Annotated in this window: 9 protein-coding genes; 3 read left to right on the top strand and 6 right to left on the bottom strand. The window is 73.3% G+C overall.

The genetic code is table 11. The annotated features are described in order from the left end of the window. Nucleotides 1–669 precede the first annotated feature (669 nt). Nucleotides 670–1,170 carry an inorganic diphosphatase gene (locus AB0H87_RS27360; protein WP_360151483.1) on the top strand — a complete coding sequence of 167 codons (501 nt, stop codon included), beginning with the start codon at nucleotides 670–672 and terminating at the stop codon, nucleotides 1,168–1,170. Here the strand turns inward: AB0H87_RS27360 and eccD are convergent, their stop codons facing one another. Beyond that, nucleotides 1,171–2,553: a type VII secretion integral membrane protein EccD gene (gene eccD / locus AB0H87_RS27365; RefSeq protein ID WP_360151486.1), complete on the bottom strand. Its 1,383-nt coding sequence runs from the start codon at nucleotides 2,551–2,553 to the stop codon at nucleotides 1,171–1,173. A 149-nt stretch (nucleotides 2,554–2,702) separates the two neighbouring features. Between eccD and eccCa the strand changes: the two genes are divergently transcribed. Then, the gene (gene eccCa, locus AB0H87_RS27370) at nucleotides 2,703–6,449 is read left to right on the top strand and encodes a type VII secretion protein EccCa (RefSeq protein ID WP_360151489.1); all 3,747 of its coding nucleotides are present in this window, start codon (nucleotides 2,703–2,705) and stop codon (nucleotides 6,447–6,449) included. 243 nt (nucleotides 6,450–6,692) lie between these two features. Continuing rightward, nucleotides 6,693–7,982, top strand: a complete 1,290-nt coding sequence (gene mycP / locus AB0H87_RS27375) for a type VII secretion-associated serine protease mycosin (RefSeq protein WP_360151501.1) — start codon at nucleotides 6,693–6,695, stop codon at nucleotides 7,980–7,982. On the opposite strand, the gene AB0H87_RS27380 is transcribed toward mycP, so the two are convergent. The 5 genes from AB0H87_RS27380 to nth all read right to left on the bottom strand — a co-directional run bounded on the left by AB0H87_RS27380 (nucleotide 7,979) and on the right by nth (nucleotide 12,589). Beyond that, complete coding sequence (locus AB0H87_RS27380; RefSeq protein ID WP_360151492.1) at nucleotides 7,979–8,443, bottom strand: GNAT family N-acetyltransferase; 465 nt, start codon at nucleotides 8,441–8,443, stop codon at nucleotides 7,979–7,981. The two genes, mycP and AB0H87_RS27380, sit on opposite strands and share 4 nt — an antisense overlap. Nucleotides 8,444–8,693: 250 nt before the next feature. Beyond that, entirely contained in the window at nucleotides 8,694–9,872 is a 1,179-nt protein-coding gene (locus tag AB0H87_RS27385; protein WP_360151495.1) for a MarP family serine protease, read from the bottom strand. Nucleotides 9,873–10,417: 545 nt separating this feature from the next. Beyond that, a complete protein-coding gene (locus AB0H87_RS27390; protein WP_360151504.1) occupies nucleotides 10,418–11,089 on the bottom strand; it encodes a CoA pyrophosphatase in 672 nt (223 codons plus the stop codon). A gap of 139 nt (nucleotides 11,090–11,228) precedes the next feature. Next, complete coding sequence (locus tag AB0H87_RS27395; RefSeq protein ID WP_360151498.1) at nucleotides 11,229–11,867, bottom strand: TlpA disulfide reductase family protein; 639 nt, start codon at nucleotides 11,865–11,867, stop codon at nucleotides 11,229–11,231. Next, complete coding sequence (gene nth, locus AB0H87_RS27400) at nucleotides 11,864–12,589, bottom strand: endonuclease III (RefSeq protein ID WP_360151507.1); 726 nt, start codon at nucleotides 12,587–12,589, stop codon at nucleotides 11,864–11,866. The genes AB0H87_RS27395 and nth overlap by 4 nt, the downstream gene beginning before the upstream one ends. Between the last annotated feature and the right edge of the window lie 481 nt (nucleotides 12,590–13,070).

Genomic DNA, 13,070 nt, shown 5'->3' on the forward strand with positions numbered 1-13,070 from the left:
ACGAACCGGGCGGACACGACGACCTGACCCTGATGGCGGTGGGGGCCAAACCGTTGGGGTATGGGGGGGCGTTGGCGGGGGGGGGGTGGGCCGGCGGGGTCGGGGGTGCGGCCGTACGGCGGCGGGCCGCCGGGTGGTGGGCCGTTGGGTGGGCCGAGCGGTGGGCCGTTGGGCGGGCCGGTTCGCGGGCCGCTCGGTGGGCCGGTTCGCGGGCCGCTGGGTGGGCCGCCCCATGGTGGTGGGCTGGTCGATGGGCTGGTGCGCGGCGGGTTCGGCGGTCCTAACGGGATCGGGGCGCCGTGGGGTGCCGGGGAGGACGGCGGCGGGCCGACCCGGGCGCTGCCGTGGTGCGGCCGGTTCGCGGTCCCGCGTACCGGTGGGATCGGTGGGGATATTGGTGCTGCGGCGCGGGCCGGACCGGCCGGCGGGAACGGTCCGGGCGGCGGTGGCACCGGGGAGTAAGGAGTGGGTGCGGCACCGCCGGGGTGTAGGTTGGCATCCGTTGGCGGGGGCGACGGTGCGACGCCTGGCACGCGGGCTTGCCCGCGCGCGGGACGCGGTTGTGAGTCTTCCCCCACCCGCCCCTCCTCCCTTCGGCGCCCGGCCTACGCGACACTACTTGCGTCCGTGCGTTCGCAGGGGGCCAACGCGGTTTGCAAGGAGCGTGAAATGGATTTCGACGTCACCGTTGAGATTCCCAAGGGGAATCGCAACAAGTATGAGGTCGACCATAAGACCGGCCGCATCCGCCTCGACCGGACGCTCTTCACATCGACGCAGTACCCCGCCGACTACGGCTTCATCGAGGACACCCTAGGCGAGGACGGCGACCCCCTCGACGCGCTGGTCCTGGTCACCGAGCCGACGTTTCCCGGCTGCCTGATCCGCTGCCGCGCCATCGGAATGTTCCGGATGAAGGACGAAAAGGGCGGCGACGACAAGGTCCTCTGCGTTCCGTTCGAAGACCCCCGCCAGGAGCACCTGCGCGACATCCACCACGTCGGCGAGTTCGACCGTCTGGAGATCCAGCACTTCTTCGAGGTCTACAAGGACCTCGAGCCCGGCAAGTCGGTCGAAGGCGCGACCTGGGTCGGCCGCGCCGACGCGGAGGCGGAGATCCTCGCCTCCTACCAGCGCGCCGAGGACGCCAAGGCGGCGGGCACCTACTAGTCAGTCGACGAGCGTGCGGGCCTGGGCGAACAAGCCAAGGACCGCGCAGGCCACCGGGATGACCGCGACCAGCAGCGCCGTGTCGAGGAGGTCGGCGGTGCGGCCGAGGTAGGGGCCGGCCGGGCGGCGGGCGTACCCGATGCCGGCCGTGGTGAACAGCACCGCCGCGCCCAGGCCGAGCGCGCCGGCCAGGACGGTGGTCGTGGTGTCCGGGCGGTCGGCGACGGCCAGGGCGACCGCGGCCAGCGCCGCGGCGCCGGCGACCAGCAGCGGAACCCGCTGGCGGACCGTGAAGAACACCCGGGAGCGAAGCAGCAGCGCCACGCCGCACACCCCGGCCAGGGTGCGACCCCAGGCGCCGCCGGTCGTCGCGAGCACGGTTGCCGCAACCGCTGCGAGCACCGCGTGGCCGATCAGCAGCCCGCCGAGCAACTCCTCGGCGCGGGTCACGGCCGCCTGGACGCGGGCGTGGTCGGGCCGGTCCGGGTCGGCGCCGGCCGGCGTCACCGGCGGGATCGGCAGGCGGGCCAGCCGGATGGCGAGCAGCGGCAGCAGCCCGACCCCGCAGACCAGGACGGCGAGGAGCACCGCGGCCGCGCCGTGCGCGGTCAGGCCGAAGCCCACCGCCGCCGTGCCGACGCCCAGCAGGCCGGTCAGCACCGCCGCCGTGAAGATCCGCCGGCCCGCGCCGACACCGATGATGCCGAGCACGCCGTGCAGGGCCAGGGCCGCGGAGCCGAGCAGCAGCTCGGGCGCGCCGAGCCAGCGCAGGCCGGGCACGGGGCCGACCGGGTCGCCGCCGCTCGCGAGGAGCAGGGCGCCGGCCGCGAAGGCACAGGGCAACGAGTAGGCGCCCAGCGCGACCCCGGCGGCGCGGTGGCTGTAGGCCCGCGCCGCGAGGATGCCGGCGACCGTGAGGCTGGCCGCGACGCCGAGGGTCGTCAGCATCGCCGCGATCGAGTCGGGGCCGGCGCGCAGCAGCATCACCAGCGCGACGGCGAGCACCGCGCCGGCCGCAGCCAGGGCGGCGATCACCGTCTCCCGCTGCGACCACGCCGAGCCGCGGCGGCGGGCACCGTCGGCGATCGCCTCGACGACGTCGTCGAACTCCACCTCCGGCCACTCCTGCCGAGCGGGGACGAGGTGCAGCACGTCGCCGTCGCGTACACCCTGGTCGTGCAGCGTCGCACCAGCGTCGAGCGCCGCACCGTCCGGGCGGCGCAGGACCCAACCGCCGTGGGCCTCGCCGTCGTCGGCGAGCCCGACGCCCGCGTTGCGCAAGATCTCGGACAGCAGATCGGCCAGGGGTACGTCCGGCGGCAGCGCGATGTCGACCCGCCGCTGGGGCGCGTTGACGGTGACCAGGGCGAGACCGGTGTGCATCGATGTGACCTCCGTCACGGGAGCCGGGGAGGTTGCCGAAACTACCGCCTCGGCGGGTTATCCACATGACCCCCTTTCGGCCATCCATCCACGGCCGCGATTCCCTACCATGAGCGACGCTCGTGTCGCGCAACGCAGTGGGAGGTCGCATGTCGACGGTGGTGGTACGCCGGCCGCCGCGCCGGCCCGCGCCCGAGATCCCCGGTGGTGAGCTGCGCGTCGAGCCACCGCCGGAACTGCCGGCGCAGGCCGGTGGCCGGTGGCAACAGCTGATGTTGCTGCTCCCGATGCTCGGCGGCGGTGTGGCGATGGCGATGCTGATGGGCCGGGGCGGCGGTGCGTTCGCCTATGTGGTCGGCGGGATGTTCGGCATCTCCTCGCTGGCGATGCTGGCGACGTCCTGGGGCTACGGCGGGCCGCGCAAGGCCGAGCTGGTCGCGGCGCGGCGTGACTATCTGCGGCATTTGTCGCTGCTGCGCCGGCAGGCTCGGGCGACGGTGGCGCGGCAGCGGGCCGGGCTGTTCTATCGGCATCCCGATCCGTCCCGGTTGTGGTCGACCGTCGAGAGCCATCGACTATGGGAGCGCCGGCCGGCTGACAGCGACTTCGCCGTGGTGCGGGTCGGCCTCGGGCCGCAGTCGTTGGCGACGCCGCTGGTGCCGCCGGTGACCCGGCCACCCGAGGACCTGGAGCCGATGACGGCCGAGGCGCTGCGGCGCTTTCTGGACGCGTACTCCGTCGTGCCTGATCTGCCGGTGGCGTTGTCGATGCGCGGCTTCGCGCGGGTGCACGTGCGCGGCTCACCGGCGCTGGTCCGCGCGCTGCTGATCCAACTCGCGGTGTTCCACGCACCCGACGACCTGGTCGTGGCGGTCGCGGCCGGGCCGGCGCGGCGGGCCGAGTGGGAGTGGGTCAAGTGGCTGCCGCATGCCCGGCATCCCGGGCGGGTCGACGCGCTCGGCCCGGTGCGCCTGGTGGCCGGCACGGTGGCCGAGGTGGAGCGGCTGCTCGACTTCGACGGGCCGCACGTGGACGTCGTGCTGGATGCCGCCGACCGCGCGGGTGCGACCCGGCTCACCGGGGGCGAGGTCGTCGACGGGGTGACCGTGGTCGAGGTCGACGGGACGCCGCCGCGCGTCCTGGATCCGGCGACGGTGGTGCTCACCCGTCACCCTGACGGCACTCTGGAGACCACGACGGCCGCCGGGGTCGCGGTCGTCGGCGTCGCCGACGGGCTCGACGTCACGTCCGCCGAGGGGGTGGCGCGGGCGCTGGCACCGCTGCGGCTGTCCGGAGGGTCCGGTGCGGTGTTGCCGGCCGACCTCGGCCTGCTCGATCTGTTGCGCGTGCCGGAGCCCGACGGCTACTCGGTGGCGGAGGGGTGGGCGGCGCGGCCGCAGCGTGACCAGTTGCGGGTGCCGATCGGGGTGGCCACGGACGGCAGCCCGGTCGAGCTCGACCTCAAGGAGTCGGCGCTCGACGGCATGGGGCCGCACGGCCTGCTGGTCGGCGCGACCGGTTCCGGCAAGTCCGAGCTGCTGCGGACGCTGGTCCTCGGTCTCGCGGCGACGCACTCCTCCGCCGAGCTCAACGTCGTGCTGGTCGACTTCAAGGGCGGTGCGACGTTCGCGTCGCTCGACGCGCTGCCGCACACCAGCGCGGTGATCACCAACCTGGCCGACGAGCTGCCGCTGGTCGACCGCATGGTCGATGCGATCAACGGTGAGCTCGTACGCCGCCAGGAGCTGCTGCGCCGGGCGGGCAACTTCGCGAGCCGGCGCGACTACGAGCGGGCCCGGGCGGGCGGTGCGCCGCTGGCTCCGCTGCCGTCGCTGCTCATCGTCTGTGACGAGTTCTCCGAGCTGCTTTCCGCCAAGCCCGACTTCATCGACCTGTTCGTCCAGATCGGGCGGTTGGGCCGGTCGCTCGGCGTGCACCTGCTGCTGGCGTCGCAGCGGCTCGAGGAGGGGCGGTTGCGCGGGCTCGACACGCACCTGTCCTACCGGATCGGGCTGCGTACGTTCTCGCCGTTCGAGTCGCGGGCCGTGCTCGGCGTGCCCGACGCCTACGAGCTGCCCCGGGCGCCGGGGCACGCGTTCCTCAAGGCGGGCACGGAGCCGCTGCGCCGGTTCCGGGTCGCTTACGTGTCAGGCCCGGTGCCGCGGGCCGGCTCCGCGCGGCGGGCCGGTCCGCCGGTCCTGCCGTTCACCACCGATCGGGTGGCGCCGGCCGTGGCGGCTCCGGTCGCGAGCGGGCCGAGCCTGCTCGACGCGCTGGTCGAGCGGATCGCCGGGCAGGGGCCGCCGGCCCATCAGGTGTGGTTGCCGCCGCTGGCCGAGCCGGCGACGTTCGACGAGGTGCTGGGGCCACCCGTCGCCGTGCCGGGGCGTGGGCTGATGTTCGCCAACCCGGAGCTGCACGGCGCGCTGCAGGTGCCGGTCGCGGTGGTCGACCGGCCGTTCGACCAGCGCCGGGACCTGCTCTGGTACGCACTCGACGGCGCCGCCGGTCACGTCGCCGTGGTCGGTGCGCCGCGCAGCGGCAAGTCGACGGCGTTGCGCACGCTGGTCTGCGGCCTTGCGCTGGCGCACACCCCGGCCGAGGCGCGGTTCTACTGCCTCGACTTCGGCGGTGGCAGCCTCGCCGCGCTGCGCGACCTGCCGCACGTCGGCGGGGTGGCGGGCCGGCAGGAGGCGGCCGCGGTCCGGCGGACCGTCGGTGAGCTGACCACACTGCTCGCGGAGCGGGAGCGCGGCTCGGCCGGCGCGCAGCCGCACGTCTTCCTGGTCGTCGACGGCTGGTCGACCCTGCGCGGCGAGTTCGACGACCTCGAGCCGCTGGTCGCCGACCTGGCCGGGCGGGGGCTGGCGTACCGCGTGCATGTCCTGGCCTCGGCCACCCGCTGGCTCGACTTCCGGCCGGCGACGCGGGATCTGTTCGCGGCCCGTCTCGAGCTGCGCCTGGGCGACCCGAGTGACTCGATGGTGTCCCGCAAGGCGGCCGCCGACGTGCCGGCCGACTCCCCGGGCCGCGGGATCACCAGCGAGGGGTTGCAGCTGCTCACCCTGCGGCCGGCGCTGGCCGGGGACGTGCCGCTGGAGAAGGCGGTGGCGGCCGCGTGGGCGGGGCCGGGAGCGCCGCCCGTGCGCCTGCTGCCGGCGGCTGTGCCGTACACCTTGCTCGATCTGACCGCGACGACCGGGCTGACCCTGCCGATCGGCATCGCGGAGTCCGACCTGGGCCCGGTCGCGGTCGACTTCGCGGCGGACCCGCACTTCGTGCTGTTCGGCGACACCGAGTGCGGCAAGTCGTCGTTCCTGCGCGCCCTGGCCACCACCGTCACGCAGCGCTTCGAGCCGGACGAGGCCCGCGTGATCGTGGTCGACTACCGGCGCAGCCTGCTCGGCGCCGTGCGGACCGACCACCTGATCGGCTACGGCACGGCCGCGACCGACACCGAGGAGCTGATCGACTCGGTGGCCGGCTACATGCGCCGCCGCCTGCCGCCGCCCGACGTCACGCCGGAGCAGCTGCGTGCGCGCTCGTGGTGGACGGGGCCCGAGCTCTTCGTGCTGGTCGACGACTACGACCTGGTCGCCGCCGCGCCGCTCAACCCGCTGCGGGCGTTGGCGGAGTTCCTGCCGCAGGCCCGGGACATCGGCCTGCACCTGGTGCTGACCCGGCGCACCGGCGGCGCCGCCCGGTCCCTCTACGACCCGATCATCCAGCGCCTCCGCGAGCTGGCGGCGGCCGGCCTGGTGATGTCGGGCGATCCCGACGAGGGTCCGCTCGTCGGCCCCGTCCGCCCGGGCCCGCTACCCGCCGGGCGCGGTCGCCTGGTCACCCGGAAGGAGGGCACGCGCCTGGTCCAGCTCGCCCACCTGCCCGCACCCTGACCCGGGCGGGTGAGCGATCGACGGATCACGCTACGCACACGTACGAGGTCAACCGGGCTCCACCTCGGAAGATGGCGAACTGATCGCACATTCTGTGTCCCGCACGGGCGGGAGGTCGGGGTAACCTCCACGCACAGGAACTCCCGGGGTGAGAAGGCCGTGAGGGTGACGAGGCTGACGCACCAGCGCCGGAGCGCCGTCCCACGGCTAGGCGGGGCGGCGCTGGTCGCCATGACGGCGGTGATGGCCCTGTCCGTCGCGCCGCTGCCGATACCCCCTGCCCACAGCGCCGCGACTGCCGGCGGCGAAGCGGCTTTGGCGACCGCGACCCTCCCGATACCCAGCGACTCCGTCCGCGACGAGCAGTGGCAGCTCACGGAGTTGCGGGCCAGCAACGCCTGGCGCTACTCGACCGGCGCCGGCGTCGTGGTCGCGGTGATCGACTCGGGCGTCGACGCCAGCCACGAAGACCTGGCGGGCCAGGTGCTCCCGGGCAAGGACCTGGTCAAGCCGGAGGGCGGCGACGGCCACACGGACCCGGTCGGCCACGGCACCACGGTCGCGGGCCTGATCGCGGGCCGCTCGGACGACGACAACGGCGTCATGGGCCTGGCCCCCAACGCCAAGATCCTGCCGGTACGCGTCCTGGACGCCGACAACCGCTACAACGACGCGATGATCGTGGCCCGCGCGGTCCGCTGGGCCGTCGACAGCGGCGCCAAGGTCATCAACCTCTCCCTGGGCGGCTCGGGCACCAGCCCGGCCCTGGCCGCGGCCCTCGACTACGCCTTCGCCCGCGACGTGGTCGTGGTCGCCTGCACGGGCAACGTGCTGCCGCAGGCGACGACGAACGTCTGGTACCCGGCCCGCGAGCCCGGCGTGATCGCCGTCGCGGGCCTGGAGAAGGAGACGGACGTCCTCTGGAACGGCTCGATCACGGGCAGCGCGACGGTGCTGACGGCGCCCGCGACCGACCTCGTGGGCGCGAAGACCGGCGGCTTCTGGCGGGTCCGCGGCACGAGCTTCGCGGCTCCCCTGGTCTCGGCCGCCGCGGCCCTGGTCCGCTCCCGCTGGCCCTCGATGCCGGCGGGCGAGGTGGTCAACCGCCTGATCACGACGGCCGACGACCTGGGCGCCCCGGGCCGCGACGACACCTACGGCTTCGGCCGGGTCGACCCGCTGGCGGCGCTGACCACCCAGCTGTCGCCGGTGACCCGCAACCCGCTCGACGACAACAGGTCGCCGGGCAAGGCGGGCTTCGGCCCGGCCCCGGGACGCGGCACCGACTCGGTGACGGGCGGCGGCGCACTGGCCCAGAACCCGACCCAGGGCCCGGCGGGCGCCTCGGGCTCGGCGGCCCAACGCTCGGCCACCCCGGCCCACGAGACAAACCCCCTGGGCTGGCGGATAGCGACAGCGATCGCCATGATCGTCCTGGCCGCGGGCGTAGTCTGCGTGATCCTCTTCTCCCGCCACCCGGCGACGGTCCCGCTGGCGAGACGCTCCCGCCGCGGACCGCCGTTCCGGACCTAGCGCGCCCGGACCATGAAGACGTCGATCGGATCCTGAGCCTCGACGACGAACCCGTGCCGCTCATAGAGCCGCTGCGCGGCGCTCCCTTGGAGGACGTTGAGCCTCACGGGGGCGGGGTCAGCTTGGTCGAGCACCGTCGCCAGGACGGCCGACCCTATGCCGCGGCCCTGGATGCCGGGGTCGAGATAGAAGTGCTCGAGCCACCATCCGTCGCTGTCCGGCCGCATGGCGACGCATCCGGCGAACTCACCGTCGGCTAGGACGATCTTGGTGTGGTGCGGCTCGAATTCGTCCCGCAGGCGCTGCCGGACCCGTTGCTCGTCGAACCGGCCGAGCCGCTCGAGGTCAGCCCGCATGACTACAGCCCGCAACTCGGCGACGGCGTGGACATCCGCCGGGGTCGCGGCACGCAGCGCCCATTCGACCTGCCGCCCCGCAGCCTCACCCACCCGTTGGTCCATCGGCGGAGTATCGCAAGCCGGGTTGTCGGCTCGGACCTGCGGGCGGCGGCTGCACACCCCGTCCGACTGCCGCGCGCCCGACCCTGCGACACCGTGGTCAATACAATCGGCGGCTGGCCCCGGCCCGAACAGGCGAGTGCTGCCGTGACCGAGCGCGGCCGGGCATCCGTGAACACCGGCTCGCGGTGCTCGACTCGCACGACGCTGGCGGGTCAACGTCACCTCCGCGCGCGAAGGCTCCGGGCTGCGGTTAGACGCACTCGCCGGTGGCTGTGGCGCGGGTGCGTTCGGCGCCGGCCGTGGCCACCGTGGATGCCTCGTCGGCCGTCACCGCGAAACCTGTGTTCCGGTCGTCCGCCGCCGCCGCGAAGATGACGCCCAGGACCACGCCGTTCGGGGTGATGAGGGGGCCCCCGGAGTTGCCGCTGCGGACCAGTGCCCGGATCGTGTAGATCTCCCGGGTGACCTCGCTCGACTCGTAGATGTCCGGCCCCGTGATCTTGCCGACGTCCCGGATGCGGGCGGACTGCGCGTTGTAGGGACCGTCCAGCGGGTATCCCAGCACGATCGCGTCGGCCTCGGCGCGGGCGTTGTTGCGGGCGAACGGCATCACCGGGGCGTCCAGGTCGGGCACGTAGATGACCGCGAGGTCCCGTTCCGGGTCGTAGACGACCACCCGGCCGCTCTCGCGGTCGCCGTTGACCTCGACCTGCACCCGGTCGGTGCCGGCCACCACGTGGGCGTTGGTCATGACGCGCTGCGGCGCGTACACGAATCCTGAGCCCTCGATCCGCCGCCCGCAGCTCTGGGCGGACCCGAGCACCTTGACCACCGACTTCCGCGAGTTGATCACGACCGGGGAGCCGGCGAGGGCCGGATCGGGCGCGGCCACCTCGCGGGCCCGGGTCGCGGTCAGGCCGCCGAACACGTCCGGGAAGCCGCGGGTGTCGACGGTGTCCCGCAACGACTCCGACAAGGTCTGCGCCTGCTCCGGGAGCACCTTGTCGACGCCGTCGAGCAGTGCGCTGTTGCGCACCGAGGCGGCCAGCCACGGCACCGACGACGAACCGAGCGGCACCGCCACGAGCCAGGCGACGATCAGCACGGCCAGCATCGAGATGACCGCGCCGCCCGCGTCATCGACCCGGCGGCCCGCCCGGCTGGTGATCGCATGCCGGAGGTGAGCGCCGACCCATCCGGTGAGCGCCTGCCCGAGCACCGCGAGCCCGAAGATCGCGACCAAAGAAATGACGACGCGAAGCGCGCCGTCAGCGAATTGTTGGGCCACGAGCGGCCCGACCTGAAGCCCGATCAGGGCACCGCCGAAGAACCCGCAGAACGACAGGGCACCGATCACGAACCCCTGCCGGTAGCCGCTGATCGCAAACACGACCATGAGCAGAACCAGGACAAGGTCGACGGCGGACACCCTGACAGGGTACGGGCGTCCGGCCACCCCCGCGTCAACCGCGCGACACTCAAGTGCCCATTCATGGGCCGCGAGACGGTCGAACACGGACGCCCAGGCTGCGGACGGATAAGTCGGATCTGCGCCGATGCAGAACGGCGTCGAATCGTTCGAGCCGACTGCGAAGAGCCACCGAGGCCGATGCCCGCCTGGCGATGGCTCGCGGGTGGCGGGTGGAACGCCGCCCACGACCTAGGAGCGCGTCGCGGACCGTTGGCCTCGCCTCCGCCGGCCAGACAGCACCTCGACCCGCAACGAGCCAACCGCGGATCGATCGACGCAGGCGAACCGCAGCCCAGGAACGAGCCAACCCGCGGGCCCGACGACGCCGGTAAACCGCAACCAATGAGCCAGCCAACACGCGGACCCGACGACGCGGGCAAACCGCAACCCATAAGTAGCCCACCCGCCAATCCGTTGACGCGGGCAAACCGCAACCCATGAACGAGCCGAAGCCGGCTGCTTTAGCCCGAAGTCCGCCGCTACATGACGGGTGCGGCGGTCCGTCAGACGGACTCGTCAGCGTCCGCTGACGACGCGGGCGGCGGGGTCGTCGGCGGCAGCTCGCCGATCCGGTCCTGCGGCCACGGCCGCGACCAGCCCGCCATGTCGAGCAACGTCGACACCACCCCAGCCGTGAACCCCCAGACCAACATCCCCCGCACCTCGAAGGCAGGCCCGATCCACCCACTCGGATGCCGCAGCCGTAGACGGTTAGCCGGATCGGCCAGCTCCGCCACCGGCAGCCGCGCCACGTGTGCCACCTCGCCCGGGTCGCGGGCGGACACCGGATGGGGGCGGTGCCACCAGGCGAGTACCGGCGTCACCACGAAGTTGGTCGCCGGGATCCACAGTCGGGGCAGCTCGGCCAGCAGGGTGACGCTGCGTGGGTCGAGGCCGACCTCTTCGTCCGCCTCGCGGAGCGCGGTCGCCGCCGGGTCGACGTCGCCCGGGTCGGCCACGCCGCCCGGGAAGGCCGGCTGGCCGGCGTGGTTGCGCAGCGTTGCTGCCCGCTGCAGCATCAGGATGTCCGGGCCACCATCTTCTTCCTCGCCCAGCAGCACCAGCACCGCGCTGTCGCGGCCGGCTTGTTCCGGGGTCGGCAGGCGGGTGAAGTCCTCGGCCCGCGCCCCGTGCAGGCGGGTCAGCAGCGGCGCGAACCAGTCGGGCAGCGCCAGCTCGCCGGCGTCGTCGGGCCGGCGGCGGGCGCCTACGCCGTCGGGCAGGGCGGCGCCAACCCCGGGGAACAGCCGCGGCGCGTCCTTCGGTGCGCCCCCGTTGACCCAGATCCCGTCCCGCTCCGAACCGCGTCGCGCCTCAGCCAACCGGGACCGCCACCCCGAGGTGCCGCTGGACCAGCTCGGTGAGGCCCGCCTCGTCGAGCGGCGCGCCGTTGTAGAGGTAGACCACTTTGCCCGCCGAGTCGACGAACAGGGTCGCCGGGATGCCGGCCAGCTTGAGCCCGATGCGGGCCCGCTCGCCGTCGTCGAACACCGTCGCGTAGGTCAGCCCGAACTCGCTGACCATCGCCTCGCCGTCGGAGCGCTTGTCGCGCGTGTCGACCCCGAGGAAGTGCACGAGGCCGGTGGTGCGCTGCGCCACGGCGTTGACGGCGGGCAGCTCTTCGCGGCAGGGCGTACACCAGGAGCCCCAAAGATTGATCACCGCAGGCCCGCGGACGTCGGCGAGCCGGAGGTTGCCTCCGCCGAAGCAGGACAACTCGGCGGCCGGCAACGCGATGTCGGTTGCCGCAGGCGCTGGCTTGGCGTCGGACGACTCCTTCGGCGGCCGGGTCAATGTGCGGCAGTCGGCGAACGAGACCGTCGGCGCCGCCGCGGACCCGACCGGCTCTCCGGTGGCCCCGTCGGACGAGGACCGGTTGGAGCAGGACCGCACCCCGACGCCGGCGAGCAAACCGGCGACCAGCAGGACGAACAGCGGAAGGTAACGCTTCACGGTACGTCCGCCGCGAACGCCTGCTGTGGGACGACGGAGGGGTCGACCCCGACGGCCTCGGCGAGCTGAGCCGCCCGCGGCCCCTTGAGGAGTTTGGCCGCCTGCACCGGATCGGTGGGCCCGGTGCCGTAGGAGGGGCATAGCTTCGCGAGGGTGCAGGCCCCACAGGCGGGCTTACGGGCGTGACAGACCCGCCGCCCGTGGAAGATCACGCGGTGCGACAGCATGGTCCAGTCACGCTTGTCGAACATGGCACCGATCGCGTGCTCGATCTTGACCGGGTCGGTCTCGGCGGTCCACCGCCACCGCCCGACCAGCCGCTGAAAATGCGTGTCGACGGTGATGCCCGGCACCCCGAAGGCGTTGCCGAGGATGACGTTGGCCGTCTTGCGCCCGATGCCCGGCAGGCTCACCAGGTCGGGCAGGTTGCCCGGCACCTCGCCGTCGAACCGCTCCACGAGCTGCTGACCCAGCTTCATCACGGAGTCGGTCTTGTTGCGGAAGAACCCGGTCGGCTTGAGCGTGACCTCGAGCTCGGCCCGGTCAGCCGCCGCGTAGTCAGCCGCCGTCGGATACTGCGCGAACACCTTGGGCGTGACCTCGTTGACCTTCTTGTCGGTCGCCTGCGCGGACAAGATCGTCGCCACCGCCAGCTCCAGCGGGTTGCGAAAATCAAGCTCGCAATGCGCATCCGGATGCGTCTCGGCCAGAATGCGCCCCATCCGGCGAGCCCGCCGCTTGCGCCCAAGCTCCGTCTCCGCGTCAAAGGCGGCTGTCTTAGTCACGTGCCAAAGACTATTCCGCGCCACCGACAACCTGCCGGCGCCCATCCACCCGCCCACCCAGTCAGATCACAAACCACAACCTCACCGTGTACGCCCGGCAAGCCCGGTCGACGAACGCCGCGCGGGATACGGCCGGCAACGACGCAAGGCCCAACCACGATCGCAGCCGGCGACGACAGCGCAGGAAAGAACGGATCGAGAGCGCGTCGCGGCGCCGGGACGGACGAGGCGGGGGGACAGCGGCGCGAGGCCGGAGGCGGAAGGCACGAGGCCCGAGGCGGAAGGCACGAGGCCCGAGGCGGAAGGCACGAGGCCCGAGGCGGAAGGCACGAGGCCCGAGGCGGAAGGCAACCCCTGAGTCGTCGAGCCGCACGAGCGTAGCGTCGATGCCGACCAGGTCGCCCGTGGTGCTCATGGC

The organism is Asanoa sp. NPDC050611 (assembly GCF_040654855.1).
GTDB lineage: Bacteria > Actinomycetota > Actinomycetes > Mycobacteriales > Micromonosporaceae > Asanoa.

Excerpts from the sequence above, each read along its gene's own strand:
- AB0H87_RS27360 (WP_360151483.1), top strand. The coding sequence starts at position 670 with ATGGATTTCGACGTCACCGTTGAGATTCCCAAGGGGAATCGCAACAAG.
- eccD (WP_360151486.1), bottom strand. The coding sequence starts at position 2,553 with ATGCACACCGGTCTCGCCCTGGTCACCGTCAACGCGCCCCAGCGGCGG.
- eccCa (WP_360151489.1), top strand. The coding sequence starts at position 2,703 with ATGTCGACGGTGGTGGTACGCCGGCCGCCGCGCCGGCCCGCGCCCGAG.
- mycP (WP_360151501.1), top strand. The coding sequence starts at position 6,693 with ATGGCCCTGTCCGTCGCGCCGCTGCCGATACCCCCTGCCCACAGCGCC.
- AB0H87_RS27380 (WP_360151492.1), bottom strand. The coding sequence starts at position 8,443 with ATGGACCAACGGGTGGGTGAGGCTGCGGGGCGGCAGGTCGAATGGGCG.
- nth (WP_360151507.1), bottom strand. The coding sequence starts at position 12,589 with ATGGGGCGCATTCTGGCCGAGACGCATCCGGATGCGCATTGCGAGCTT.